The 26,391-nt window shown below is 48.9% G+C and carries 24 protein-coding genes; 9 read left to right on the top strand and 15 right to left on the bottom strand.

Going from position 1 to position 26,391, the window contains the following annotated elements; genetic code table 11:
- The first annotated feature begins 118 nt into the window (after positions 1–118).
- Positions 119–1,084, top strand: coding sequence for a cysteine synthase A (cysK, locus tag AC27IB_RS03795; protein ID WP_487119047.1), 966 nt, complete (start codon positions 119–121; stop codon positions 1,082–1,084).
- Positions 1,085–1,200: 116 nt separating this feature from the next.
- Positions 1,201–1,656: a hypothetical protein gene (locus AC27IB_RS03800; protein WP_487119049.1), complete on the top strand. Its 456-nt coding sequence runs from the start codon at positions 1,201–1,203 to the stop codon at positions 1,654–1,656.
- Between the two features lie 46 nt (positions 1,657–1,702).
- Here the strand turns inward: AC27IB_RS03800 and AC27IB_RS03805 are convergent, their stop codons facing one another.
- Positions 1,703–2,089: a c-type cytochrome gene (locus AC27IB_RS03805; protein ID WP_487119051.1), complete on the bottom strand. Its 387-nt coding sequence runs from the start codon at positions 2,087–2,089 to the stop codon at positions 1,703–1,705.
- Positions 2,090–2,339: 250 nt separating this feature from the next.
- Here AC27IB_RS03805 and AC27IB_RS03810 point away from each other — a divergent pair, with 250 nt between their 5' ends.
- The gene (locus AC27IB_RS03810; RefSeq protein ID WP_487119053.1) at positions 2,340–3,617 is read left to right on the top strand and encodes an O-acetylhomoserine aminocarboxypropyltransferase/cysteine synthase family protein; all 1,278 of its coding nucleotides are present in this window, start codon (positions 2,340–2,342) and stop codon (positions 3,615–3,617) included.
- A 106-nt stretch (positions 3,618–3,723) separates the two neighbouring features.
- Here AC27IB_RS03810 and ggt read toward each other — a convergent pair whose 3' ends face one another.
- Together ggt and AC27IB_RS03820 are read right to left on the bottom strand one after the other, a co-directional pair.
- Complete coding sequence (gene ggt, locus AC27IB_RS03815) at positions 3,724–5,490, bottom strand: gamma-glutamyltransferase (protein WP_487119055.1); 1,767 nt, start codon at positions 5,488–5,490, stop codon at positions 3,724–3,726.
- 14 nt (positions 5,491–5,504) lie between these two features.
- On the bottom strand, positions 5,505–6,269 hold the full coding sequence (locus AC27IB_RS03820; protein WP_296048836.1) for an enoyl-CoA hydratase: 765 nt from the start codon (positions 6,267–6,269) through the stop codon (positions 5,505–5,507).
- An 86-nt stretch (positions 6,270–6,355) separates the two neighbouring features.
- Between AC27IB_RS03820 and rrtA the strand changes: the two genes are divergently transcribed.
- Positions 6,356–6,967 carry a rhombosortase gene (rrtA, locus tag AC27IB_RS03825; protein WP_296048873.1) on the top strand — a complete coding sequence of 204 codons (612 nt, stop codon included), beginning with the start codon at positions 6,356–6,358 and terminating at the stop codon, positions 6,965–6,967.
- 8 nt (positions 6,968–6,975) lie between these two features.
- On the opposite strand, the gene AC27IB_RS03830 is transcribed toward rrtA, so the two are convergent.
- Entirely contained in the window at positions 6,976–9,453 is a 2,478-nt protein-coding gene (locus AC27IB_RS03830) for a S9 family peptidase (protein ID WP_487119057.1), read from the bottom strand.
- Between the two features lie 177 nt (positions 9,454–9,630).
- Between AC27IB_RS03830 and AC27IB_RS03835 the strand changes: the two genes are divergently transcribed.
- Positions 9,631–10,173, top strand: a complete 543-nt coding sequence (locus tag AC27IB_RS03835) for a glutathione peroxidase (RefSeq protein ID WP_487119059.1) — start codon at positions 9,631–9,633, stop codon at positions 10,171–10,173.
- A gap of 323 nt (positions 10,174–10,496) precedes the next feature.
- On the opposite strand, the gene AC27IB_RS03840 is transcribed toward AC27IB_RS03835, so the two are convergent.
- A complete protein-coding gene (locus AC27IB_RS03840; RefSeq protein ID WP_487119061.1) occupies positions 10,497–11,735 on the bottom strand; it encodes a cystathionine gamma-synthase family protein in 1,239 nt (412 codons plus the stop codon).
- Positions 11,732–12,340, bottom strand: coding sequence for a 1-acyl-sn-glycerol-3-phosphate acyltransferase (locus tag AC27IB_RS03845; RefSeq protein WP_487119063.1), 609 nt, complete (start codon positions 12,338–12,340; stop codon positions 11,732–11,734). The genes AC27IB_RS03840 and AC27IB_RS03845 overlap by 4 nt, the downstream gene beginning before the upstream one ends.
- 67 nt (positions 12,341–12,407) lie before the next feature.
- On the opposite strand from AC27IB_RS03845, the gene AC27IB_RS03850 reads away from it, so the two are divergent.
- Together AC27IB_RS03850 and AC27IB_RS03855 are read left to right on the top strand one after the other, a co-directional pair.
- Positions 12,408–13,181: an NRDE family protein gene (locus AC27IB_RS03850; RefSeq protein WP_487119065.1), complete on the top strand. Its 774-nt coding sequence runs from the start codon at positions 12,408–12,410 to the stop codon at positions 13,179–13,181.
- A 205-nt stretch (positions 13,182–13,386) separates the two neighbouring features.
- Positions 13,387–14,583: an amino acid aminotransferase gene (locus AC27IB_RS03855; protein WP_487119067.1), complete on the top strand. Its 1,197-nt coding sequence runs from the start codon at positions 13,387–13,389 to the stop codon at positions 14,581–14,583.
- A 264-nt stretch (positions 14,584–14,847) separates the two neighbouring features.
- On the opposite strand, the gene AC27IB_RS03860 is transcribed toward AC27IB_RS03855, so the two are convergent.
- From AC27IB_RS03860 to AC27IB_RS03890, 7 genes are all read right to left on the bottom strand, one after another.
- Positions 14,848–15,108 carry a hypothetical protein gene (locus AC27IB_RS03860; protein WP_296051672.1) on the bottom strand — a complete coding sequence of 87 codons (261 nt, stop codon included), beginning with the start codon at positions 15,106–15,108 and terminating at the stop codon, positions 14,848–14,850.
- Between the two features lie 45 nt (positions 15,109–15,153).
- The gene (locus tag AC27IB_RS03865) at positions 15,154–15,972 is read right to left on the bottom strand and encodes an alpha/beta fold hydrolase (protein ID WP_487119069.1); all 819 of its coding nucleotides are present in this window, start codon (positions 15,970–15,972) and stop codon (positions 15,154–15,156) included.
- Positions 15,973–16,087: 115 nt separating this feature from the next.
- Positions 16,088–16,498, bottom strand: coding sequence for a hypothetical protein (locus tag AC27IB_RS03870; protein ID WP_487119071.1), 411 nt, complete (start codon positions 16,496–16,498; stop codon positions 16,088–16,090).
- 32 nt (positions 16,499–16,530) lie between these two features.
- Positions 16,531–17,040, bottom strand: coding sequence for a YqiA/YcfP family alpha/beta fold hydrolase (locus AC27IB_RS03875; RefSeq protein ID WP_296051665.1), 510 nt, complete (start codon positions 17,038–17,040; stop codon positions 16,531–16,533).
- 106 nt (positions 17,041–17,146) lie between these two features.
- A complete protein-coding gene (locus AC27IB_RS03880; protein ID WP_296051662.1) occupies positions 17,147–17,512 on the bottom strand; it encodes a hypothetical protein in 366 nt (121 codons plus the stop codon).
- 200 nt (positions 17,513–17,712) lie between these two features.
- Positions 17,713–20,868 (bottom strand): efflux RND transporter permease subunit, encoded by a 3,156-nt coding sequence (locus AC27IB_RS03885; RefSeq protein ID WP_296051659.1) that lies wholly within the window; start codon positions 20,866–20,868, stop codon positions 17,713–17,715.
- A 3-nt stretch (positions 20,869–20,871) separates the two neighbouring features.
- Positions 20,872–22,077 (bottom strand): efflux RND transporter periplasmic adaptor subunit, encoded by a 1,206-nt coding sequence (locus AC27IB_RS03890; protein ID WP_296051657.1) that lies wholly within the window; start codon positions 22,075–22,077, stop codon positions 20,872–20,874.
- 277 nt (positions 22,078–22,354) lie between these two features.
- Between AC27IB_RS03890 and AC27IB_RS03895 the strand changes: the two genes are divergently transcribed.
- The gene (locus AC27IB_RS03895; protein WP_487119074.1) at positions 22,355–22,663 is read left to right on the top strand and encodes an isoamylase early set domain-containing protein; all 309 of its coding nucleotides are present in this window, start codon (positions 22,355–22,357) and stop codon (positions 22,661–22,663) included.
- Between the two features lie 57 nt (positions 22,664–22,720).
- Here AC27IB_RS03895 and AC27IB_RS03900 read toward each other — a convergent pair whose 3' ends face one another.
- Positions 22,721–23,653: an electron transfer flavoprotein subunit alpha/FixB family protein gene (locus AC27IB_RS03900; protein WP_487119076.1), complete on the bottom strand. Its 933-nt coding sequence runs from the start codon at positions 23,651–23,653 to the stop codon at positions 22,721–22,723.
- Positions 23,650–24,402, bottom strand: a complete 753-nt coding sequence (locus tag AC27IB_RS03905; protein ID WP_487119078.1) for an electron transfer flavoprotein subunit beta/FixA family protein — start codon at positions 24,400–24,402, stop codon at positions 23,650–23,652. The genes AC27IB_RS03900 and AC27IB_RS03905 overlap by 4 nt, the downstream gene beginning before the upstream one ends.
- A 262-nt stretch (positions 24,403–24,664) precedes the next feature.
- Between AC27IB_RS03905 and AC27IB_RS03910 the strand changes: the two genes are divergently transcribed.
- Positions 24,665–26,311: an electron transfer flavoprotein-ubiquinone oxidoreductase gene (locus AC27IB_RS03910; protein ID WP_296051646.1), complete on the top strand. Its 1,647-nt coding sequence runs from the start codon at positions 24,665–24,667 to the stop codon at positions 26,309–26,311.
- The last annotated feature ends 80 nt before the right edge of the window (positions 26,312–26,391 follow it).

Below are 26,391 nucleotides of genomic sequence, written 5' to 3' on the forward strand. Positions count from 1 at the left end.
TTTATGACTTAATAACAATGATATAAGGGTAACCAAATAAGCTCCACCAATAATCTCTGTGAGATTGACCAGCCTGAACTCAAGCGCGCTGGAGCCAAGACAAACAAAAGGAATAACCATGCAAGTATTTGACGATAATTCACTGGCCATCGGTAATACGCCACTCGTGAAGCTAAAGCGCGTGACTGGCGGTAACGTTTTCGCAAAAATCGAATCCCGCAACCCAAGCTTCTCGGTTAAGTGCCGTATTGGCGCGAACATGATTTGGGATGCGGAAAAGCGCGGTGTTTTAACCGAAGGCAAAGAAATTGTAGAGCCAACCAGTGGTAACACCGGGATCGCGCTGGCATTTGTAGCAGCCGCACGTGGTTATAAAATTACCCTGACCATGCCTTCAAGCATGAGCCTGGAGCGTCGTAAGCTGCTTAAAGCCCTGGGCGCTAACCTGGTACTTACCGAAGCACCAAAAGGTATGAAGGGAGCAGTAGCAGCGGCTCAGGAGATTGTAGATTCTAACCCGGACAAGTTCGTGTTATTGCAACAGTTTGAAAACCCGGCCAACCCGGAAATTCACGAAAAAACCACCGGACCGGAAATCTGGGAAGCCACCGACGGTAAAGTTGACGCGTTTGTAGCGGGCGTAGGTACCGGCGGTACTATCACTGGTGTTAGCCGTTATATTAAAAACACCCAGGGTAAAGCCATTACCTCGGTTGCTGTTGAGCCAACCGACTCACCGGTAATCACGCAGGCTAAAGCGGGCGAAGAACTGACACCAGGACCACACAAAATTCAGGGTATCGGCGCCGGTTTTATCCCGGGTAACCTCGACCTTGATCTGGTAGACGAAGTAGAACAGGTCAGTAATGAAGAGTGCATGGAAATGGCCCACCGCCTGATGAAAGAAGAAGGTATCCTGGCGGGTATTTCTTCTGGTGCAGCCGTGGTTGCCGCCAAGCGCTTTGCTGAGCGTCCGGAGAACAAAGACAAGATTGTGGTAGTGCTGCTTGCCAGCGGTACCGAGCGTTATCTGTCCAGTCCACTATTCGCTGGCGCCTTTGGCGATCAGGAAGAAGTACAGTAATTGATTACTCTATAATCAATCAGAAACGGGGCCGTATGGCCCCGTTTTTTATCCGTTTGCCAAATATATAGACTAAAGTTACAGTAACGCACTGATTAATACCGGTGGTTATAGTTATGCCGTTACGCATTCGTTTATTTTTTATCTCTTTTATTGCTATTTTCCTGCTCAGCGCCTGCGAAAAAGAAGAACGCATTGGCCGCTATGGCATGCTCGATGAAAACACCCCGGAATATACCGCGGTAATGTTTATTCGTGGCGTATACCTGGATGAAAACCTTGACCGTGCAGTGGAGTTAAGTACCGATCGCATGGCCCGGATCCTGAAACGCTATCACACCCAGAATAATGTTCAGCGCCATGTATTTAACCTTAAATACGATACAGTAGAAGTGACCCCACAAACCAGTCAGTCGGTGGGCCGAACTGAATATGCCGACAACGCTAACGTTACGCTGTTTTTTTCTGGTCAGTATAACGGCGATAAAGTGGAAGATTTACGTACGCTGGAGCTTAAGAAAGTGAGCGGTCAGTGGAAGGTCGATAAAATTCAGGCTGATCCCTTTTTATAACTACGATCCCGGGCTGGCCGGGACCGTAATAGTCTATCGATAATGATTAATCGGCTAAGTGCAGGATCCAGCCCACCAGCTCATTAGCCTGCTCTTTGTTGATGACCACTGAATTGGGTGGCATTGCAAAACCACTTACCTCACCTTTCCAATGGCTGGCATAGGGGCTGGAACCATTTAGAACAGTAGTTACCAGCGCTTCCTGAGCATTCTCTACATCACTGTATTTTTTCGCCACGTCCTGCCACGCCGGGCCAATCGGCTTTAAGCCAGCCGGGCCACTGCCGCCACTGGCGATAGAGTGGCAGGTAACGCAACCACTCTGGTGAGCCAGATTGATCATTTTTACATCCTGAGACTCTGTCTCTTTAGCAGCCAGACCATTTGCCAGTAAGCCGGCACCAAGTGCCATCAATACGACTGATTTTTTCATGGGTATTTCCTCATTTTTGTCTCGTTCCGTGAACGAAAAAGCGTGTCTGTTACCAAGCATAGGTACAGTGGATTTCAGCAACAATCCTCCCAAAGTACTGGTTTGAACACCGCCTGATTTAGATCAATGAATTCAGCAGAGTAAGCGGTTAATCAGTTGGCAAATGTAAAATACTTGTTGCAGGGATGGGTGACATAAACCATGATTATCGCTTGAATTTTATTCAGGACATCTCAGGGTAGCAAACACGATGAAATTAGAATCCATTGCACTTCACCACGGTTACGAGTCTGAAGCGACCACCAAAGCGGCAGCCGTACCCATTTATCAAACCACCTCATATACCTTCGACAACACGCAGCATGGCGCTGACTTATTTGATCTTAAAGTGGCGGGTAACATTTATACCCGCATCATGAACCCCACCACTGCGGTACTGGAAGAACGCGTGGCGGCAATGGAAGGTGGTATTGGTGCGCTGGCATTAGCCTCCGGTATGGCGGCCATTACTTATGCCCTGCAAGCTATCTGTGAGGTGGGCAGCAATATTGTGAGCACCAGTCAGCTATATGGCGGCACCTATAACCTGTTCGCCCATACTCTGCCTCGTCAGGGCGTAACGGTAAAAATGGTCTCTCACGACGATTACGATGGCTTTGACAAAGCCATTGATGAAAACACCAAGGCCGTATTTTGTGAGTCTATCGGTAACCCGGCGGGTAACGTGGTAGATATTCAGAAATTGGCCGAAATTGCTCATAAACATGGTGTGCCGGTGATTGTTGATAACACCGTTGCTACGCCTGTTTTATGTCGCCCCTTTGAACTGGGCGCAGATATTGTGGTGCACAGTCTAACCAAGTACATTGGCGGCCACGGCACCAGCGTGGGCGGCATCATTGTGGACAGCGGTAAATTTGACTGGGCGGCCAATAAAGAACGTTTTGCCGTACTGAATGAGCCTGATCCGTCCTATCATGGTGTGGTGTACACCGAGGCCCTTGGTCCTGCAGCCTATATCGGCCGTTGCCGGGTAGTACCGCTGCGTAACACCGGCGCAGCCATCAGCCCGATGAATGCCTTTCAGATCCTGCAGGGACTGGAAACCCTGTGCCTGCGCATGGAACGCCACTGTGAGAACGCCGAAAAGCTGGCCGCCTACCTGAGTAACCACGAAAAAGTCAGCTGGGTAAACTATGCAGGCCTGGCCGATAGCCCCTATCGCACCACCTGCGAGAAAATCACCGGTGGTAAGGCATCAGGGATCTTAAGTTTTGGTATAGAGGGTGGCCGTGAAGCTGGCGCACAGTTTATTGATGCGCTGCAGATGATTTTGCGCCTGGTAAACATTGGCGACGCCAAGTCGCTGGCCTGTCACCCGGCCACTACCACGCACCGTCAGTTAAACGAAGAAGAGTTAGCCAGTGCCGGTGTAAGCGCCGATTTGGTGCGAATTTCAGTGGGCATTGAAAACATCGACGACATCATCGCCGATGTTGAACAAGCACTGAACGCCGTTAGCGTTTAGTAAAGGAGCCGCCTGCTGAAAAGGCGATTCAGAGTTAAAAATAAAAAGGCCGGTAAGTGATGCTTACCGGCCTTGCTTATATCTGACGTACCTTAAAAGCGCTGTGTTATTTGCCTACCGCTACGCCTTCACGTCGCGGATCGGCGCCGCCCACATAGCCTTTTTTGGTTACCTGTATACCGTGCAGACCACTGTTCAGGTCGACCACTTTCACTTTATGGCCAAGAGCTTCCAGGGCGCCCTGCAGGGCTTCAATAGGCGTACCTTTTTCCAGTGCGGTGTAATCGTTACGGTTAGTGATCTTCGGCAGGTTAATGGCCTGCTGAATATCCAGATTGTAATCAATTACGCCAATCAGGGTTTGTGCTACATAGCTCACAATGCGGCTTCCGCCGGGTGAACCCACCAGAATTTCAAGTTCACCTGCATCATTGAATACCATTGTCGGGCTCATGGCACTGCGCGGACGTTTGTGTGGCTCAACACGATTAGGTACCGGGAAGCGGTTCATTGATGGCGAGAACGAGAAGTCGGTTAACTGATTATTCAGTAAAAAGCCGTCCACCATAATGCCCGAGCCAAACATAAACTCGATACTAGTGGTCATAGATACCGCATTGCCTTCTTTATCGACAATAACAAAGTGGCTGGTATTCGGCTGCTCCAGCGAACTCCCCTGACTAACCTGGGTTGAAAAAGGCTCGCCGGGACGGGCAAAGCGCCACGGTTTATCAACTTTAATGCTCTCGGCACGACGACTCAGGTAACCTTCGTTAATCAAGGCTCCGTAGGGCAGATTAGTAAAGTCACTGTCGGCAATGTATTTTTCACGATCGGCATAGGCTAAGGCACTCGCCTGAGTGTACAGGTTGGCAAATTCTACGCTGTCGATGGGGTATTTGGATAAATCGAAGCCTTCCAGCAGTTTAAGTACCTGAAAAACGTTTATCCCACCTGAACTGGGCGGCGCCATGCCGCAGATTTGCTTGCTGCGGTATTCACCACAAACACCATTACGCTCGATGGCTTTATAATTCGCCATATCTTCTGCCGTTAACGCGCCGGGGTTAATGTCTGCGCCCTGAACTGCTTTAGCGATTTTGGCTGCCAGGTCGCCGTTATACATGTAATCCGCGCCCTGCTCTGCAATATTGCGCAGGGTTTTACCTAAGGCCTGATTCTTTTTAGTGGTACCAGCCTGTAACGGCTTACCCGCCGGATAGAAGTAGGTAGCGGTACTCGGGAAGGTTTTCATGCCCTTGTGATACTGCTCGGCCATGGTGACCAGTTTTTCCAGCCGCTTAGACACCTTGAACCCCTCTTCTGAGGTATTAATGGCATCTCGGAATAATACCGGCCAGTCCAGTTTACCAAATTGGCCGTGGGCCGATTCTAACGCCTTGAGTGCGCCGGGTACGCCAACTGACTTACCGCCAACCACCGCATCAATCCATTTCATGGGCTTGCCATGTTCCATAAACCAATAGGCATTCACCCCCGCGGGGGCCATTTCACGGCCATCGAAAGTGTGCAGTTTCTTGGCTTTGTTATCCCAGTACAGCATAAAGGCGCCGCCACCAATACCAGAGGATTGTGGCTCAACCAGGGTTAACATGGCCTGCACAGCAACCGCTGCATCGATGGCACTGCCCCCCTGCTCAATGATGTTTTTGCCAGCCCATGAGGCGTAAGGATTGGCGGCTACCACCATGTAATCCTCACTGAAATGGGCTTTTTTCTCGATATAACCGGTAGCGGCTTCCGGCTCACCCGCTTCACGGGGGGCCGGCGTTTGCTGAGCAAGAGCATGAAAACTGGAAGACAGGGTTAAACACCCTGCTAAAAAAAGAATGCGCGTGCGACTACGACTCAAGGTGAATCTTCCTCTTATTTAAATTTTTCCGGGTTAATTGGTCGCTTGTGCAGGAACGCATCAAAAGCTTCCTGCGCAGCTTCTGTGCCCATGGCTTCAATAAACACATCCAGTTCAACATCCATATGTTGGTGAATGGCTTCTGCCTCGTTATTAATTAATGCTTTTGACTGTAACAAAGCAAAAGCCGGTTTGGCGGCCAGCTTAGCGGCAACTTTGTTGACAGTATCCCGCAAGGCTTCGGGTTCTGTTATTTTGGTGACCATACCAAACTGATAGGCTTCCTGAGCGCCAAAAGGCTCACCCAGTAACAACCATTCACTGGCCCGGCGACGTCCCGCCATACGTGGCAGGATGTAACTTGATGCATACTCAGGAACCAAGCCTAAATTAATGAAAGGCAATACGAACTGGGCTTCGCCGTGGGTATACACGAAATCACAATGTAACAGCATGGTGGTACCAATGCCAACTGCCTTGCCCGAAACTTCGGCGACTACCGTTTTTTTACAGTTAAGCAGCGCATTCATAAAGCTGACAGTTTCTGCCAGGTGGGGTTCTTTACCGTGATTTGCAAAGCCGGCTATCTCATTGCCGGCACAGAAAACGTCTCCTTCGGCGCGGATAACCACTACTTTGCAGTGCTCTGTTTGATTAACTTCAACCAACGCATCGGCCATGGTTTGATACATTTCCCGGGTCAGGGCATTTTTCTTTTCCGGGCGATTTAAGGTGATAGTGGTAATAGCACCTTGGGTTTCAATCAGAATATGACTCATTATTGTCTCCGACTCTTTATTAGGCTTCGTAGGGCATTTTCGTTATGATAGCGCCCCAGCCTTTTGATCAACAATAAATTCCAATGATAGTTGCGCTACCAGTAAAACCACAGTTTAGTCTTGGCCCGTTAATTCTGGCGATGGTCAGTATTGCTTTATTTTTTGCCGGTCAGTCGATGACAGACTTACTGGCGTACGACCGCTACGCACTGCAAAGTATGGAAACCTGGCGCCTGATCAGTGGCAACCTAATCCATACCAATGGTTACCATCTGGTGTTAAATCTGGTTGGTCTGGTGTTGCTGTGGGCATTACACGGTGAGCACTATCGGCCGGTAACCTTTCTGAAATTGTTTATCTGGTGTGGTCTGGGTACCAGTCTGGGCATTTATTTTTTCTCGCCACAGCTGATATGGTATGTGGGGCTATCCGGCGCTTTACACGGCATTTTTGTGTGGGGAGCCTGCATGGATATCCTCAATAAGGTGCGTTCAGGCTGGTTGTTACTGGCCGGTGTAGCAGCCAAGCTGCTGTTTGAGCAGTTTCAGGGAAGCAGTGAGGATGTTGCCAGCTTAATCGACGCCAGCGTTGCCATTGACGCGCATTTATACGGTGCAGTATGTGGTGCGGTGTTATTTTTACTGATGTGGCTGTTTACCTTAACGGCGGACTTTATAGCCGCCCGCCGTAAGGCATAATTAGCAGACTAGAGGTTTTCTTCAAATAACGCGTAAATACGACGATATTCATCCAGCCATGAACTTGGCTGGACAAACCCATGAGGCTCTACCGGGTAGATAGCCGTTTCAAAGTCGGTTTTCTCCAGTTCAATTAAACGCTGTACCAGGCGCACAACATCCACAAAGAACACGTTGTTATCCACCATCGGAGCGTTAATCAGCAAGGGCTTTTGCAGGCCCTCTGCGAAGTAAATCGGTGAACTTCTGCGATAAGCCAGAGGGTCGACATCCGGTGTATTGAGAATATTGGATGTATAACCGTGGTTGTAATGCGCCCAGTCTGAGACAGGACGCAAGGCGGCCCCGGCCTGGAACAGGTCTGGTGCGTTAAACATCGCCATAAACGTCAGGAAGCCACCATAGGAACCGCCATAGGTACCAATTCGGTTGCGATCCACATTGGCGTTTTCCACCAGCCAGTTCACGCCATCACGAAGATCCTCAAGCTCCGGCGTTCCCATCTGGCGGTAGATAGCGGTGCGCCAGTCACGGCCGTATCCCCGCGAAGCCCGGTAATCCATATCCAGCACCACATAGCCTTGCTTGACCAACAGGCTGTGAAACATAAACTCGCGGAAATAACCAGACCAACCTAAGTGGGCGTTCTGCAGATAGCCAGCGCCGTGGTTAAATACCACGGCCCGACGTGGTTCACCCTCGGTATAGCCTTCAGGTAAATATACGCGGGCGTAAATGGGCTGTTCGGTATGACTGGAGTCAATCGCGACCACTTGCGGCGCTACCCAAGGCTTGGCAAGAAACGCTTCGCTAATGGTATGCGTTAGTTGTTGCGGTACCTGCTCGCTGTTTACGCCCAGAGCATATAACTCCGGCGGTCGGGTAACTGTTGAATGCGTTAGCAATAACGTTTGCTCGTCTGGGCTAAGTACATAATCGGTCAGACCATTCAGATCAGTCAGTGCCTGCTGTTCACCGGTAGCCGTATTCACCCGGTAAATTTCATAAATGCCAGGGTGCTTTTTATTGGCTTTAAAGTATACGTACTGATCATCTTTAGTCAGCGTCAGACTATCCACCACATACTGACCACTGGTCAGGGCCTGAGGCGCTTGCCCGGGTTGTTGCAAATACAAATGGCTGTAGCCAGACTGCTCCGACTGATAAAACAGCGTATGCGATTGGTTTAGCCAGCCAAACTGGTTGTGATGGTAATTGATCCACGCATCATCATGCTGACGAAGCTGTGTCTCCAGTTTTTTAGCATTAAGGTCTACCGTAACTATCCAGCTGTCTTTGTTATCCCAGGCTTCCAGGATCAGGGCGACCTGTGAACCATCCTGATGCCAACGGATAGACGGACCGCTACGAGACCAGCTGCTGAGTAATCCAATTGCCCGTGGCAAACGGTTATCGGTGTAATCTTCACCGCGGGCAGCGGCGTTCTCTCGCTTCACATCGGCCAGTACATCATCGTTATAGCCGGGTAAGCCTACATAAGAAAGTTCATGTTTGGTGCCGGTTGTTACATCCACCAGCCAGGTCGTTTGGGTAACCGGCTTAGCATCAGCAACACGTTGACGCACGTTGATAGCGGCAATGCGCCCGTCTTCCTGAATGTAATGGGGCATGATGTCAGAATCATCGCGGCGACTGCCTTTTTTGGTAGTAACGATGATTGCATGCTTACCACTGGGCGAGAGTTCAGCGGCCACCAGACGCTCACTGTCATCAAAATACACCGGCGCAGGCGCTACCGCCGGACTTTGTGCACGCATCATTTGTTGTTGAACGAACTTATCGTCACGATTCTTACGCTGAACCTGAATATAGCGGATGAGCGATTGCTGTTCACTGGCCACAAAGTCTTTGGCAGGTTTATTAGCCACTGGCTCGTCGGCAAACTCCCAGCTCAGCAGTTTTTCCTGCTGACCGGTGGTTAAATCAATGGTGATATAAGTGTTATATAACCGCGCAAATAAGCGATTGTCGGTTAAAAAGCCCAGGTTGCTCAGAGGCTGGCCATAAGTAACCCGCACCACTTCACCATCGGGCATTTTTACAAACACGCTGTCTTCGTATTTCCAGGCCGTGTACTGACCATCATTGCTGGTTACTTTCTCATCCGCTTTGTACTGATGTAGCGCATCTGCCGTTACTTTTACCGACTGGCCATTTTCAATCCGGTACACATCGAACAGCTGGGTCTCTTCCTGTTTGCGGGAATACACCACACTGCCATCAATGCCCCATCCCGGACTCTGCGGCTGACGGCCGAGCCATTTGGGATCGGCCATAATTTGTTCCAGAGTGATGATGTCATCAGCTTGAGTTGCCTGAGTGACCTTCGGTGTAACCACTTTCGCGAACTCACGGACATTCGCGGTAGGTGCTGTCGTGACGGCCTCAGGTGCGGTGCTATTGCAAGCTGCAACTACCACACTCAGACCTAGTAAAACACTGCTTTTAATTAGAGTATGTCGCATATTATTATTTACTTCGTTATAAATTCGTGCCCATTATAGCCAGCTATCTATGCCGGGTGTATTCATTTGTCCTTGAATTTGCCATGCTGGTCTTTTAATAAACCGAACGGATAAATTGATCCAACCAGCCTGCACTGAGAGTATTGGTGTTAACCCCCTAACTACAGGAACAAAACAATGAAAAAATTAGTTGGCGCATTGTTATTCAGTACGCTTCCTTTATTCGCGCAGGCAAACAGCTGCCCTGACGTATTAAAGTTCATGAAACGTAAGCTCAATTCTCAGGAAACCGTGAACCTGTGCAGCGAATATCAGGGTAAAACCCTGTTGATTGTTAACACTGCCAGTTACTGCGGGTTTACACCACAGTTTGAAGGCCTTGAAGCCATGTATGACGAGCTCAAAGACGAAGATTTCGTCGTTCTGGGCTTTCCATCTCACGACTTCAATCAGGAAGATAACGACGAAGGAAAAACCGCTGAGCTGTGTGAATTAACCTATGGGGTGGAATTCCCGATGTTCGAGCCAACCCACGTAAAAGGTGATGACGCCGATCCGCTCTACCGTATCTTAACCAAAGCCACCGGTGAAGCACCAAGCTGGAACTTTAACAAATACCTGGTAGACAAGAACGGTAAAATTGTTAAGCACTACAAGAGCTCTGTTAAACCTTCAGACAAAGAACTCCGCACAGACGTGGAAAAAGCACTGGCCATGTAACGTTATCAGCGCATAAAAAAAGCCCCGCGAACTGCGGGGCTAATATGCACACTCAACTTGGAACACACTTTAACAATCGAGGGTTCACACATTAAAACCCATAATTGCTTGTTACATTAAGTTAGTGCTTCGCATTTGGCTAAAGTTCAAATTTTTTCACAAATTGTTGCAAATATTTTTGCTGATATACGAGGCTAACCAGCCACACTTTCCTCACTCCTGATAAAAACCTTTTATTACAGGGTATTACAGCAGCAGACGATTAATTGCAGAGACAAAAAAACCTGCAAAATGCAGGCTTTTTTAATGCGTGATGTTTGTGCTTAAAACTTTGCCAGGGCCTGGTCGAAGTCAGCAACCAAATCATCAGTATCTTCAATACCTACCGACATTCTGATCATGGTTTCGGTAATTCCCATGCGCGCCCGCTCACGCTGACCATTTTCAAAGAAAATGGTTGAGGCCACCGGCAGTGCCAGCGTACGCGTATCTCCCAGATGCGTGGCCGATAACACTAATTTAAGCTCATCTAAGAATTCACAAGGCTCGATGCCAGGAACCAGATCGAAGCTCAGGATGGCACCATAACCACCCAGTTGCTCCCGAGCCACATAATGTTGCGGGTGATTCGACAAGCCCGGGTAATAAACGCGCTCGATTTTGTCCTGGCTTTCAAGGTAGGTGGCCAGTTTCATGGCGTTTTCGGTACTACGCGCCATCCGCAAAGAGAGGGTTTCGATACCTACCGAGATCAGATGTGCTGATTGCGCAGACAGCGTGGCACCCAAATCACGCAGGCCTTTTTTACGAATTTGGGTAATGCCCCACATCCGCTCATCAGCCACCTGGTAGGCCGGTTTGATATTATTGAATAACGTCCAGTCAAAATTCCCCATATCAGTAACGGCCCCGCCGAGCACGTGGCCATGACCACCGTGATATTTGGTAAGGGAAGTGAGCACCAGTGACACCTTCATCGCTTTCGCATCAAAGGCTGGTGGTGGTGTCATGGTGTTATCCACCATAAACAGTAACGATTGTTCCTCGCACCACTTACCGATCGCACGCAGATCGGCAACCTGAGTTACCGGATTGGCAATTGTTTCAGTGAACACCGCCCGGGTATTGCTTTTCCTGGCCGCAATCACCTCCTGAATGGAAGTAACATCAACAAAGCTGAGCTCAATGCCCAAATCCTGCAAGGTATCTAAGAAACTGCGGGTATTCCCAAACAAATACTGACTGACAATCAGATGATCACCGGCTTTAAACAGCGACAACATGGTGCTGGTAATAGCCGCCATGCCGGTTGAGAAACAGGCCGTGGCGATGCCGCCTTCCATATCGGCGATAATGGTTTGAAGCGCTGCCATGGAGCCGGACGACGAGCGGCCGTAAACATGGCCCATCTTTTTGCCCTGGAACACATCTACCAGATCTTGCGTTTTTTCAAATTCGAATAAGACAGAATTGGTCGTACTGGTATGTACGGCACCGTCGGCTGGTTGATTTAGCAGTCTGTCGGCATGTACTTGACGAGTGGTCACTCCCGGTTTGGTCACGCGTTGGGCTCCGTAATTGTTTGCTGCGGGTATTTAGCGGTAATGGTGCGGTAAAAAGTGTATACCGACTCCATAGACACCGTTACATCTTTGGATACTGTAAGGACGGGCCCGAAAACCAGCGTTTTCTGTTGATAATCAAGGCCGACACACTGAATGGGAATTCTAGCGGTTTGTGCAATGTAAAGAAAGCCGCTTTTCCACGGATATACCGCTTTTCGCGTGCCTTCTGGTGCCAGCGCCAACAGTAACCGCTCTGCACGGCCAATTCGCGCAGCCACATCTCCCACGACACCATGAGCTTTGCTGCGCTCCACCGGAATGCCGCCGAGCCGTCGCATAAGACCGCCCAGCGGCCCTTCAAACAACGTGTGCTTGCCCAGAAAAGCCACCTCAAGACCCAGTGCCAGTTTAAACATTACACCAATAATAAAATCCCAGTTAGACGTATGCGGGCCCACGGCCAATACCATTTTAGGGTGATTGGCAATACTGCCGCGCACTGTCCAGCCGCGTTTTTCAAGCCACCAACGGCAACATTTCCCCCACAAACCAACCGGGTATTGTGGGACTGATTCGGGTAATGGCGCTTTGAATGACTGCATATTCCGCCAACGATCGGTTATTCTGTTATCGCTAATTGTAACCGCTACGGAGTGCGCCACAAACGCTATGTGTATTATTTTTGTTGCCGTTGAGCAGCACAAAGACTATCCGCTTATTATTGCCGCCAATCGTGATGAGTTATATCAGCGGCCTACCCAAGCCAGCGACTGGTGGGACGAATCCCCCGGCCTACTGGCGGGTAAAGACTTAAAAGCCGGTGGTACCTGGATGGGGATGAGCCGTGCCGGTAAGATTGCAGCGCTGACCAATATTCGTAATCCCGCCAGGGAACAAGCTGAGGCGCGTAGCCGTGGCGAGCTGGTGGTTAACTATCTCTCTTGCAGTACCAGCGAAGCGCTATTTGAACAGCAGCTTAGCGACAGTTGCGAGGCCTATAACGGCTACAATTTGCTGTACGGCAATGTTACCCGCCTGCAGGTGTATAACAATCACACCAACCGTTTTACGCCGCTGGCTGCGGGCTTTCACGGCCTTTCCAACAGTGCGCTCAATACGCCCTGGCCCAAAGTAAGGCGGGGCGTAACCAGGTTGCAGGAATACATCAGTACAGCCACCTCGCTTGATTATGATGCGCTGTTTAACCTGCTTCAGGATAACACCCCGGCTGCGCAACACGAATTGCCGGATACCGGCGTGCCGCTTGAATGGGAACAGCGTCTGTCGTCTATCTTTATCGCCTCACCCAACTACGGCACACGCAGCTCTACCCTGCTGCTGGTTAATCATCGCGGTGAAGTCACCTGGATTGAGCAGGAATATGAACACGGCAAAAAGGTATCCCCACCCCGAGAGTTTCAGTGGAAAATTGTGCAGGAATAACCGCTTTTCTATTCGAATTTGCAGCAGTTGATGGCATAATGCGCAGCCCGACTGGTTAACTCCCGTGCCAGCGGAAGATGATGAAGTGGTCAGACTGACAACCGTGTTGAACCACAACACACGACCACCGTTGTTTGAGTTTGTGAAAGCCCAGGACTGTTCATAAACTTAGTAAACCGATTCCTGTACATTTAGAGGACATAACGTGTTTGAAGTGCTACCCCAACTTGCCCCGGATCCGATTCTTGGTTTGTCTGCTGCGTTTAAGCAAGATACTAACCCTAATAAAATTGACTTAGGTGTTGGCGTTTATAAAGACGAGCAAGGCAACACCCCTATTTTATCTGCGGTAGCCAAAGCGCAAACCATTTTACTTGAGCGCGAAAAGTCTAAAACCTATATCACTCCGCAGGGTGTACAAGGTTTTATCGACGGTATGCTGGGCTTGATCCTGGGTGAAAAAAGCCCGGTACTGATGGCCGACCGTGTGGCAGCTGTGCAAGCGCCGGGCGGTTGCGGCTCATTACGTATTCTTGCCGAGTTACTGACTCGCGTTAATAAAGACACCAAGGTGTGGATCAGCGATCCAACCTGGGCTAACCATATTCCGTTAATGGGCAATGCCGGTTTAAGCCTGGAAACTTACCCCTACTTCGACAAAGCCACTGCTTCGATTCGTTTCGACGCCATGATGGAAACACTGCGTAAAGTGGAAAAAGGCGATGTGGTATTACTGCACGGTTGCTGCCACAACCCAACGGGTGCTGATCTTACCAAAGAACAATGGCAACAAGTGGCAGAAGTCGCTAAAGAGCGAGAGTTCCTGCCGTTTGTCGATCTGGCCTATCAGGGCTTTGGTGATGGCTTGGAAGAAGATGCCTACGGTGTTCGCCTGCTGTGCGAAAGCTTACCGGAAGTGATCATCGCCGCCTCGTGCAGCAAAAACTTCGGCCTCTACCGTGAACGTGTTGGCTTAGCGGCCATCGTGACGGCAGACAGCGCCACCAAGAAAATCGCTCAGGCACAAATTCAGTCTGTAGCCCGTGGAATGTACTCCATGCCACCAAGCTACGGCGGTGCGCTGGTAGACATTATCTTGTCCGACGTTGCACTTAAGCAAGAGTGGGAAACCGAAGTTAACGAAATGCGTAATCGCATGTCTACCCTGCGTAACCTGCTGGTTGATAAACTGGCCGCTAACGGCGCGCAGAAAGACTTCAGCTTTGTAAACAACCAGAAAGGCATGTTCTCGTTCCTGTGTATTACCCCGGAACAAGTACAGAAAATGCGTAATGAGCACAGCGTTTACTTTGTTGATTCAAGCCGCGTAAACGTAGCGGGCATCAGCCAGGCTAACATCGACGATCTGGCCAAAGCCATGGTAGCTGTGATTAACAGCTAATCGCGCTGATAATCAATAAATACTAAAAAGCCCTGACTGTTCAGTCAGGGCTTTTTTTGTTTCAGCCAACATCAACGCTAAACAATAAAATAACGTTAAAAGCATACGTTAGCTGCGACTGCACAGCTCTCTACGTAAAGCTCCGAGAGCCCGAGGCTATAAACTTATACAGTAACGTTCTTCACACCGTACTTAAATAGCTTCAGGTAGATGGCCTGCCTGAAATCTATCTTGATTTACCTCTGATGATGAGTTGTTGCAACACTACACCTTCTTACCAGGCGTTTTGCCAAACCACATAATATAGCTACAGTTTTTACACACTAAGACTGACGCACTCTGGTTTGCCCAGTCCGCATTAATAAAGGTAAGGAAAGCAGTATTCAGTTGTGCCTTACCTTCATCAAAGTGTTGATGACCACAGTGAATACAATTGATATCAACACTATTGATTTGATATTCATCGCTACGTACTGCCTTTATAGCCCCTTTTAATCCCTTACCGAGCTTGTTTATAAACCCCATTTCATTGCCTCCCTGATAAACTGTACTCGCCTCATTAATTCAGTCTCAGCCTTTAAAAAAGCGCAGGATTTCTTGCGACAAAAGCGCCGGTGCTTCCTCTATCACCAAGTGACCGGTAGCAGGTATCGTTACCAGATCCGCCCCGGCAATTTTTTCCTGCAGCTTATAAGCTTGCTCAACGGGGATCCAGGTATCCTCTTTTCCCCACAAAATCAGCACGGGCGCAGTAATCTCATTAAAACGATGTTGGAATTCATCGGTAAACCTGGAACTTGCCTGGGCGATTTGCCGGTAAAATGCAGGCTTGCCCTGCTCTGAGCACCAGGGGGCCAGAATGCCATCAATGGTGTCTTGACTGAGCGGCTGAAAAGCAGCGGTTTTAATGTAAGCTTCCACAATTGCCCGATGAATATAATCAGGTACGCCGGCAAAAGCAGCTTCATTGGCCTCTACGTGTTTAAAGAAAGGTGAGCCCCAGGGTGACAGTGCAACCGGATCAATCACCACCAGTTTTTTGTATGGCCGCTGATTAAGAATATGATTTCTGAGCACAGTGGTACCGCCAAAGTCGTGACCCACCACCAGTGGCAACGCCAGCTTCCAGTGCGCCATCAGCGCATCGAGCAGTTCATTTTGTATGCCGAGCGACACGTCTGCATCACGCATATCTGACTGACCGTAGCCAAGCAAATCAAAGTAATACACCTTAAAATCTGCCGATAAAAGTTCAATAAGGTGGCGTAAATTAAACGACGACCAGGGTGTACCATGGACGATAACGAGCGGTTCACCCTCACCTTTTATACCGTACTTTACCGTTCGTCCGTAAAAATCAAATTCGTAAGGTAAAACCCAATCACTCATTCAGAAAACCTCCTTGTGTTGCAAGCTTTGCCAAGCCGGCCGCAATATGGCGGGCTTATTCTGCCTGTCCTAAACAATACTAATCCGTGTGATAATGACTTACAAAACACACCGCTCATTGATCACGATAGTGACATCGCGCGGCATCAATTTGCATATTAACATGGCTGCCAACCAATCGATCCGGTGCGCGCATGTCAAAATCAATGGATTTGCCCGACAGCAGAAGTTTTTTGAACGAGGGTTGGCTGCACACAAATGCCAGCAAGTATGGTTTATATTCTGTGGCCGGGTTTGGCAATCCGGTGGCGATAATGTCGATGGCCACCCCATCCGGGCTAGCAGAGAATGCACTCAGTTCAGTACTGACGCCGGGCATCGCAAAAAGTGTATCGTTAAACAGCGCGTTTAACTTTTCGGTTTGTGATGTATCGCGATAATAGAAGTAGAGGCTACTGACCACAAATAGGGTAAATGAAATGCCTACTCTGATTAATTTTTGCTGTCTGGTTGCATCACTGGCCATTTTTCAATTCTATGCCTCTGCCAGCAGGCAAATCAGACCTTAGACTGATCGGTGAGACGCTCAAACAAAAACTGTTTAAACAAAACGCCGACCGCTTTCAGCGAGTCATTTAAGCGATGATCGCCGGGTATCAGATGCAAGGTAATGTTTAGTTGCTTGGCAAAATTCAGAATGTTCTCAGCCGGGATGATTTCATCCTGCCAGCCGTGTACACAGGTTACCGGGCACGTGACCGGGTATTCCTGTACCCGGTATCCCGGCATAGCCACTGCCGGTGCCAGCAGAAATACGCCTCGTACCTTATATTGCAATGCCGTGACTAACGAAACATAGCCGCCCATACTTGAGCCTACCAACAGCACTTCGGGATCCGCCTTGGGGATAGCTTCCTTGAGCATCTCCACCCTTTTCTCTGGATCCAGGGTATCACTGTAGTCGATGCTCTGGATCTGGCATCCCATTTCTTCTGCAATATTGGCCAGAAAGCGTATTTTAGTTCCCCATGGGCCACTTTCTTTACCGTGTGAAAAGATAACCTTCACGCACAACTCCTTATCTAGAAGCGTGATTATCCGATATTACGAATAAATAACAATGGTATTTATCTTACATTATACGGTTTTAGTAACAATTTTATGAAAGCCAGTCTCAGGCTGCATTTGCCCAGTCTTTGATATAATGACGTTGTACCAGGGCCTGCAACTTTTTACATGCTTTAACATATTTACTGTCGCGCTGATAATACACCTGCTCAACAATCTGACCGTTTTCATCAATTAAAAAACTGGCCAGCCGCGCTTTACGGTGAGGTAAATAAAACTGGTGTAGCGATAAACGACGACTCACCGGCAAATTCGTAATGATCTGATAAAAGCAAAAAGGCAGTTTCATTGTCATCGCACGGCTGTCACCACCGTAGAGATCCAATACTTGCTGAAAGGCATCGTGCCCTTCACCAACGGTAATACCAAAGCGTTCAATTAAGTTATCAATCGTTTTTAAACCTGTGTTCATCACAATACCCTCAAATACTGTATAACTAAACAGTACTGTATAATTTATCAGCATTCAAGCTTTTTGTGATTTATTTTAAACCGGTTCATTTTAAAGTGGCATTTTGTAAGCTCCTCACCAAGGCAACCAATAAAAAAGCGCCGGTCAGGTTTCCCTGCCGGCGCTTCTGTTCCTTACTCTAACTTGACTTCACGGCGCTATTATTTAGAAACCGCCTCCGCGGAAGCGTCTGCCGCCAGCGTTGAGCGCTTGTTTCGGGTCAGGCCGTTTTTAATATCATCCAGAATCACATACAGAGCAGGCACCAGTAATAAAGTGATTACCGTGGCAAATAAAATACCAAATGCCAGTGATATCGCCATCGGTATCACCACCTGTGCCTGTAAGCTACGTTCAAACATAATCGGCACCAGGCCCATAAACGTGGTCAGCGAGGTCAGAATAATCGCTCTGAATCGCTGTGTACCGGCGCTTATCGCCGCATCCATCAGCCGATGCCCTTCCTGACGTGCGCGGTTAACAAAATCCACCATGATCAGACTGTCGTTAACTACCACCCCGGACAGAGCGATGATGCCACAAATTGATAACACGCTCACCGCATGCCCGAGCATAAGGTGGCCAAGAATCGCCCCCACAATACCAAATGGGATAACCGACATAATAATCAGTGGTTGGGTGTAAGAACGCAGCGGAATAGCCAGCAACGCGTAAATAGCAAATAAGGCAAATAATAAGCCCTGCGCCAGCGATGTCATGGCTTCCATTTGTTCACGGGAATTGCCCTGCAATTTAAACTCCACCCGTGGGTACTTTTTCATGATTTCCGGAATTACCCGGGTGATCATTTCCATGGTGACTTCGTTAGGTTCGGCAATGTCTTTATCTACCGCAGCCGAAACCGTTACCGAACGCTGGCCGTCTACCCTGATAATTGAGTCGTACCCTTTGCCCAGTTCGATATCTGCCACCTGTTCAAACGGCACATCCTGCCCCGCCGGTGAACGTACCCGCATAGTTTCCAGGTGACCAATGGAATTACGCTCTTCCTTGGGGTAACGCACCATCACCTTGACTTCTTCATCGTCGCGCTGAACCCGCTGTACTTCTGCACCATAGAAGCCATAACGTACCTGCTGTCCTAACTGCTGAAGAGTAATCCCCAGCGCTTCCGCCTGCGGTTTCAGTTGCAGCTGAATTTCATCGGCGCCGCCGGCGAAGGTATCGTTAATATCCGACACTCCGTTATATTCAGCCAATGCGGCCTTCACTTCCTTGCTGATCAGCTCAAGCTGGTTAATATCGCTGGAACTAAACTCAAAACTTAAATCTGAACCGCCACCAGGACCGCCTGGAGCATTAAAATTAAGCGTTTTCACGCCAGGGATTTCTGGCATTAATTCCCGCCAGCGGCGCTGAATTTCGGTATCGGTAACGTCCCGTGACTCACCTTTACTCAGTTCAGCAAATACCTGCCCGCCCAGTGAGCCCTGATCAAAGGCCACTGCATGGCTAATCACCCCAGAACCGGTTTCCCGGCTGATTTGATCGTTCATGCGATACATTGCATCAAGCATAGTATCCAGCGCTTTATCACGCTGCGATAACGACGAACCAGGCTCCAGTTCTACCGAAGCCATCACAAAATCACTGGGGATCGTAGGGAAGAACACAAAGCGCACCCAGTCCCCTTTAAACATGCCGTAGGTTAAAATCAACATGCTCACAAACGCGGCTAGTGTGACATAGCGCGCCTTAATCGCTTTCACCAAAAATGGCGCATAGATGTTTTTAATAAACGACTTAATGCCTTCACTGAAGAAATCGCGGAAGCGCTGGAAACGGTTGGCTTTGGCCGGATCGTACGGCTTTAAGCGCATATGGGCTAAATGTGCCGGCAAAATCAGTTTTGATTCAATCAGTGAGAACGTCAGACACACAATGACCACTAACCCGATGGTTTTCCATATCACCCCAAACGGTCCCGACACCATCAGCATGGGCGAAAATGCGGCAATAGTAGTAAGTACCCCGAAAGTTGCGGGCATAGCGACTTTTTTCACCCCTGCAATGACGTTATCGGTGCTGTGTCCCTTAGCATCAATTTCAGAATAAGCTGACTCGCCCATAATAATGGCATCATCCACCACTATCCCGAGCACCAGGATAAAGGCAAACAAGCTGAGCATGTTTATCGACACCCCCATCATGTCCAGTGGCAACACCATCAGCGTGCCTAAGAAGCACACCGGCAAGCCCACCATTACCCAGAACGCCAGTTTAATTTTCAAAAACAATGACAGAACCAAAAATACCAGCACGCCCCCCCAGAACATATTCTCCAGCATCATGTTAAGCCGGTCTGCCAGGTAAAACGACGAATCGCCCCAGGCATCGGCCTTAATATGGGCCGGAAAGTCCTTCTTGTTCTTAGCCAGGTACTGATTAACTTCTTTGGAAATTTCCAGCGCATTTTGATCGCCAACCGCTTTCACGCGCACATTCACTGCCGGCTGATTGTCAAACATGGCGTACTGGGGATCTTCTACAAATCCATCATCAATGGTTGCAATATCACCTAAGGTTAATCGCGAGCCATCCTCTCGGGTTAACAGCACAATTTGTGCAAACTCCCAGCCGGTATATGCCTGACCTTTGGTGCGCAGCAGAATATTGCCATTATCGGATTTAATGGCGCCACCGGGTAAATCAATAGACGACTGACGAACCGCATTCACCACTTCGGAAAAGGTCAGATTGTATTTTTGTAAGGTGTATTCCGACAGTTCCAGAGAGATCTCATAGTCGCGATCGCCCACCACCTGAACGCTGGAAATACCGGGTAAATTGGCTACATCGTCACGCAGGTTCTTGGCAAATTCTTTTAATTCCCGTTCGCTGGCATCGCCATAAACGGCAATCCATAACACATCCTGCTGAAACTTAGTGCGATAAACGATGGGTTTCTCGGTGTTGCCAGGGAAACTAGGAATAGCGTCGACCTGAGATTTAACCTCATCGAGGACAACCTGCACATCGTAGTCTTCTTCCACCTCGATGGTCACCGAGCCCATGCCTTCCGAAGCGGTAGAAGTAATCTGCTTGATGCCGTCAAGGTCTTTTATGGCGTCTTCAACTTTTAACAGAACGCCTTCTTCCACTTCCTGAGGCGCTGCACCAAGATACGGTACCCGCACGGAAATAATATTCACCTCAAAATTAGGAAATACCTGCTTTTGGATACTAAAAGCGCCAAATACTCCGCCAATCAGTAAAATCCACATTAACAGATTCGCCGCCACGCTGTTACGGGCAAACCAGGCGATCAGGCCTTTATGGGTGTTATAAGATTGCATGGTTTACACTCCGGTATCTAACGCAGATTCTTCATCTTCTACGTCCTGCTCAGCAGGATCCTGCTCCGGCAGGCGTACCGGCATACCATTGTAGGGATTAGGCACGGCACTTCTTACTACGTTGTCACCATCACTCAGACCGCCAGAGATATACACTGATTCCGGACTAGAGCGGGCAACATCAACCTGTTTAATCTGCAATTCATTATTTTCATCTGCCACCAGTACGGTGCCATCGAGGCGCATCAGGCTTCGGGGAATAACAATCAGCGAACGGGCATCCGTGCCGCTGATTACCGCCTGTACAAACTGACCAAAGCGCAGGGGCACAATATATTCACCGCTGTTTCGCAGGTAGGGATCGAGCACTTCCACCACGGCGTAAATCAACCGGTTGGTGGTATCAAGAACGCCTTCGCTGCGAACTAACGTACCTTGCCACTGCTGCAACTTACCGCCTACCATGGCGCTAAGCGTAACCGGGTTGCGATGCGAGATACCGCTTTCCAAATCAATAAAAGCCAGATCGGCATCGGTCAGTGGCAATCGCACTTCCGCCACCTCGGTAGAATAGAGTTCGCCAACCAGCGCGCCGGTGCCCACAAACTGCCCTAAATCGGCGTTGCGCTCAATGACAATGCCATCATAAGGGGCAATAACCTGAGTACGGTCGAGGTTGCGCTGGGCTCTGGCGAGCTTGGCTTTTGCCGCTTTAACATTGGCCTGCTCTTTGGCCAGCTGCGGTTTTCGTAAGCCCAGCTCCGGTGGGACTACCCCGTTTACCGAACGCCACTCTTCTGCGGCAACCTTACCGCGTGCCTGCTCTTCCTGCAGCGCGGCCTCAGCCTGAGCCAGTTCGGCTTCAGCCAGACTCAAATCCGTTTGATAGTCATCCTGCTCCAGCGTCAGCAATACGTCGCCTTTACTGAAAAAACCGCCCACCACAAAATTGTCGGCAATATCGATCACCCGGCCACTCACCTGGGTGGCAATACTGGTTTTGTGTTTTGGCTGTACGTTACCCTGGCTGGTCACGGTAAATTCGACATGCTCGGTAAACACCGGCTGTGCATCCACCAAAAACGCCAGCTCTTCTACTTCTTTCTTTTCCGGCGGTTTTTTCGACATGATCATAATACCCGCCGCGACGACTGCCAGCCCGAGTAAAATAATCGGAAGACCCGATTTCGCTAAAGACGATAACTTCATGAATGTGCCACTCTGATTGTGTTGCTGATCTTCGCCAGCCTGATAAACATAGACTTTTCTGATGCTAATATTACGAAGTATCGCGACTATTAGCTTTATTTCTTTTGTTAATAAATGTAACGAATTTCGAATGCTTTCGTGACCTTGGTCAACGGTTGACTTCAAAAGGTCATTTTTTGTCTATTTATGACCAATTTTCAAACAAAAGCCCTTGAACCGGTGACTTTTTGAGCGTAAATTGTAATTTAATTACAGATTGTTGAGCAGGAGAGAAACAATGAGTCTGAAAAAACAATATTTAAAATCCAAGCCAATTTGCAAAGTCACGTTTAAGCTTAAAGCGAGTGAAGCCAATAATGCGGACTCAGCTAAGCTGGTTGGCGACTTTAATGCGTGGGATGTTCAGGCCGAGCCAATGAAAAAGCTCAAGAATGGCGACTTTACACAAACGGTTAGCCTGCCGGCCGAAGCAGAATACCAGTTCCGTTATTTACTCGATGGTGAAAGCTGGGAAAACGATTGGGAAGCAGACGCCTACCAGCCCTCGCCGGTCAGCTTCGACGATAACTCGGTAGTGCGCGTTTAATTAAATATCCGGTAGCCAGGATGCCTGGCTGCCGGATGTTACTTACAAAGTTTGAAGCTAACCCGCCAGGGCCGCTTCTATTTCAGGCAACGCCTCAAATAAATCTGCCACCAGACCGTAATCGGCTACCTGAAAAATGGGCGCTTCGGGGTCTTTATTAATGGCAACAATCACTTTTGAGTCTTTCATTCCCGCCAGGTGCTGTATTGCGCCAGAAATGCCCACTGCGATGTAAAGTTGCGGCGCAACAATCTTACCGGTCTGCCCTACCTGCATATCATTAGGAACAAATCCCGCATCAACGGCGGCACGGCTTGCGCCTACTGCGGCACCCAACTGATCGGCTATGCGCTCAAGCATGGCAAAGTGCTCGCCATCCTGCATCCCGCGACCACCTGAAATCACAATGCCAGCCGCAGTCAGTTCCGGGCGGTCAGACTTGGTCATTTCATCACTTTCAAAGGTCACCTGGGTGTTTTCAATTACCGTGTCGAGCGTTGCTACAGATGCACTGTTGCCTTCTTCTGCCGCATCAAAAGCGGATGCCCGCACCGTAATAACTTTTACCGTATCGCTGCTGTGAACAGTGGCAATGGCATTCCCGGCATAAATAGGCCGGATAAACGTATCGGCGCTTTCGATACCAATAATGTCCGACAACTGGACCACGTCGAGTAAGGCCGCCACCCGTGGCATAAAATTCTTACCAGTGGTTGTCGCTGCCGCCAGTATATGTGAATACCCTTCGGCAATACTCAGCACCAGAGCGGCCGTATTTTCGGCCAGTTGATGGGCATACGCATCATTGTCTGCCAGCATCACTCGGGCTACGCCGGCGATCGCCGCTGCCTGTTCCGCAACTGCCGCACAGCCTGACCCAACAACCAGAATATGAATATCATCACCGAGCTGTTTAGCAGCCGTTACCAGTTTATGGGTTTCAGTTTTAAGGTGGTTGTTATCGTGTTCTGCGTAAATCAGTATGCTCATGAAATCACCTTTGCTTCATCGCGAAGTTTTGTCATCAGTTCAGCGACGGTTTCAACTTTAACGCCAGCACTTCGGGCCGGCGGTGGCGTGACTTTCAGGGTGGTCACCCGGGGCGTAATATCAACGCCCAGCTCGTCAGCGGTCATCACTGCCAGGGGCTTACGCTTGGCTTTCATGATATCCGGCAATTTAGCATAGCGTGGTTCGTTTAAGCGCAAATCGGTAGACACCACCGCCGGCATGCTGAGTTTCAGAGTTTGCAAGCCACCGTCGATTTCGCGGGTCACTTTCAGGCTGTCCCCTTCCACTTTCACCGCCGAGGCAAAGGTCGCCTGGGGCAGTTTAGTCAGCGCAGCCAGCATTTGGCCGGTTTGATTATTATCCGAATCAATGGCCTGTTTACCAATGATAACCAGACCCGGCGATTCCTGTTCAACCAGGCTGGCCAGTATTTTGGCCACCTGTAACGACTCAGGAAATGTGTCGCATTCCACATGAATACCGCGGTCTGCTCCCAGCGCCATAGCATTACGGATCTGCTCCTGACAGGCTTTAGGACCAATGCTGACGGCGATGATTTCTGTAGCAACCCCTTTTTCTTTGAGTCTGACCGCCTCTTCCACTGCGATTTCGCAAAAAGGATTCATGGCCATTTTGGCGTTGGTTAAATCCACATCGGACTGATCCGACTTAACCCGCACTTTGACGTTGTAATCTATTACCCGTTTTACCGGCACCAGTATTTTCATATAAGCCTCTTTCATCCTTAACGGTTTAATCTGCTTAGATCGTGCTCCAATAAGTATGGCACTTTAATGACAGCGACTGTCAATTTGTCGTAACAACACTTTTGCAACATCTTTAGCATAAAATTTACTTGCAGTTGACGTTAACGTCAACCTGGTTTAGTTTGACGCAACGCAATAAAAGCCATGAAAGTGGCAAATATGGTTGCCAGTCAGCGTCCCTACAGAGAACAATAAATCAACCCAGAATTTGAGGAGAGAGGCCGTGGAAAGAGAATCAATGGAGTTTGACGTTGTGATTGTTGGCGCAGGCCCGTCGGGCCTTGCCACCGCCATCAGACTCGCCCAACAAGCTTCGCAAGCCGATACTGAGTTATCAGTGTGCGTGGTGGAAAAAGGCTCTGAAGTCGGCGCGCACATCCTATCCGGTGGCGTAATGGAAAGCGCGGCCCTCAGCGAACTCATTCCCGACTGGCAGGAGAAAGGCGCGCCGCTTAATCAACCAGTAACCGAGGATGCCACTTATCTGTTACGCAGCGAAAGCGCCAGTATTAAGCTGCCGGATCTGATCACGCCTAAAACCATGCATAATAAAGGCAACTATATTGTGTCACTGGGGAATTTGTGTCGCTGGCTGGCTGAGCAGGCCGAAGGCATGGGCATTGAAATATTCCCCGGCTTTGCTGCCGCCGATGTCCACTACAACGACGATGGCAGCGTGGGCGGCATCATCACCGGCGACATGGGCGTCGCGGCTGATGGCTCTGAAAAAGACAGTTACATGCCAGGCATGTTACTTAAAGCTAAATATACGGTGTTTGCCGAAGGTTGCCGGGGTCATCTGGGGAAAACCCTGATAGAAAAATTTGCCCTCGATAAAGACGCCACCGCCCAACACTATGCCATTGGTTTTAAGGAAATCTGGCAGGTCGACCCGGCAGTGCATCAGCCAGGCCTGGTGGTCCATACTGCCGGCTGGCCTCTTACCCAAGCGTCCGGCGGCAGTTATTTATATCATGCCGAAAATAATCAAATTTATGTGGGTTTAATTGTTGATTTAAATTACGACAACCCTTACCTAAGTCCCTTCGATGAATTTCAACGCATGAAACATCACCCGTTGTTTGCACAATATTTAAACGGCGGACAACGCATAGCATATGGGGCACGGGCGATTACCAAAGGCGGATTTAATTCGTTACCGCAAATGGCTTTTCCTGGTGGATGTTTAGTAGGTTGTAATGCCGGCACATTAAATTTCTCAAAAATTAAAGGTATTCATACGGCCATACAATCAGGAAAAATGGCAGCCGAGGTTATTTTTAAACAATTAGCAAATAGTAGCACCGCTGATTACTGCTCAGATTTTAATCAGACCTATCAGCAAAGTGATTTAAGAACGGAGCTATTTAAGGCGCGTAATTTTGGTCCGGCGTTGCATAAATTCGGCAATTTACTCGGCGGGGCTTTTAATACACTGGAACAGAATATTTTTAACGGCAATCTTTTTATTACATTAAAAGACACAAATGCCGACTATAAAAAATTAAAATCTGCGGGCCAATGCCAGCCAATAAACTATGAAAAACCAGACAATAAACTCAGTTTTGATAAATTATCTTCGGTTTATTTAGCCAATACCAGTCATGACGAAGACCAGCCGTGTCATTTACAACTTAAAGACCCTGAGATACCGGTAAAAGTGAATTTACCCAGTTACGCGGAACCGGCGCAACGCTACTGCCCTGCTGGTGTCTACGAAATAGTCGAAGGCGATGAAAAGCAGCCGGTGTTCCAGATTAATGCCGCTAATTGCATCCATTGTAAAACCTGCGACATTAAAGATCCGGCGCAGAATATTCGGTGGGTGGTGCCAGAGGGAGCCAGCGGGCCGAATTATCCGAATATGTAATACATTTAATGTTTTTTAAATATAATTTTGAAAAAGCACAACTATAAATTAGAATTGTCATAGTTTTTAAACAAAGGCAG

It is taken from the genome of Alteromonas sp. 4NH20-0104, assembly GCF_057547795.1.

Excerpts from the sequence above, each read along its gene's own strand:
- cysK (WP_487119047.1), top strand. The coding sequence starts at position 119 with ATGCAAGTATTTGACGATAATTCACTGGCCATCGGTAATACGCCACTC.
- AC27IB_RS03800 (WP_487119049.1), top strand. The coding sequence starts at position 1,201 with ATGCCGTTACGCATTCGTTTATTTTTTATCTCTTTTATTGCTATTTTC.
- AC27IB_RS03805 (WP_487119051.1), bottom strand. The coding sequence starts at position 2,089 with ATGAAAAAATCAGTCGTATTGATGGCACTTGGTGCCGGCTTACTGGCA.
- AC27IB_RS03810 (WP_487119053.1), top strand. The coding sequence starts at position 2,340 with ATGAAATTAGAATCCATTGCACTTCACCACGGTTACGAGTCTGAAGCG.
- AC27IB_RS03820 (WP_296048836.1), bottom strand. The coding sequence starts at position 6,269 with ATGAGTCATATTCTGATTGAAACCCAAGGTGCTATTACCACTATCACC.
- AC27IB_RS03830 (WP_487119057.1), bottom strand. The coding sequence starts at position 9,453 with ATGCGACATACTCTAATTAAAAGCAGTGTTTTACTAGGTCTGAGTGTG.
- AC27IB_RS03835 (WP_487119059.1), top strand. The coding sequence starts at position 9,631 with ATGAAAAAATTAGTTGGCGCATTGTTATTCAGTACGCTTCCTTTATTC.
- AC27IB_RS03845 (WP_487119063.1), bottom strand. The coding sequence starts at position 12,340 with ATGCAGTCATTCAAAGCGCCATTACCCGAATCAGTCCCACAATACCCG.
- AC27IB_RS03850 (WP_487119065.1), top strand. The coding sequence starts at position 12,408 with ATGTGTATTATTTTTGTTGCCGTTGAGCAGCACAAAGACTATCCGCTT.
- AC27IB_RS03860 (WP_296051672.1), bottom strand. The coding sequence starts at position 15,108 with ATGGGGTTTATAAACAAGCTCGGTAAGGGATTAAAAGGGGCTATAAAG.
- AC27IB_RS03865 (WP_487119069.1), bottom strand. The coding sequence starts at position 15,972 with ATGAGTGATTGGGTTTTACCTTACGAATTTGATTTTTACGGACGAACG.
- AC27IB_RS03870 (WP_487119071.1), bottom strand. The coding sequence starts at position 16,498 with ATGGCCAGTGATGCAACCAGACAGCAAAAATTAATCAGAGTAGGCATT.
- AC27IB_RS03880 (WP_296051662.1), bottom strand. The coding sequence starts at position 17,512 with ATGAACACAGGTTTAAAAACGATTGATAACTTAATTGAACGCTTTGGT.
- AC27IB_RS03885 (WP_296051659.1), bottom strand. The coding sequence starts at position 20,868 with ATGCAATCTTATAACACCCATAAAGGCCTGATCGCCTGGTTTGCCCGT.
- AC27IB_RS03890 (WP_296051657.1), bottom strand. The coding sequence starts at position 22,077 with ATGAAGTTATCGTCTTTAGCGAAATCGGGTCTTCCGATTATTTTACTC.
- AC27IB_RS03895 (WP_487119074.1), top strand. The coding sequence starts at position 22,355 with ATGAGTCTGAAAAAACAATATTTAAAATCCAAGCCAATTTGCAAAGTC.
- AC27IB_RS03900 (WP_487119076.1), bottom strand. The coding sequence starts at position 23,653 with ATGAGCATACTGATTTACGCAGAACACGATAACAACCACCTTAAAACT.
- AC27IB_RS03905 (WP_487119078.1), bottom strand. The coding sequence starts at position 24,402 with ATGAAAATACTGGTGCCGGTAAAACGGGTAATAGATTACAACGTCAAA.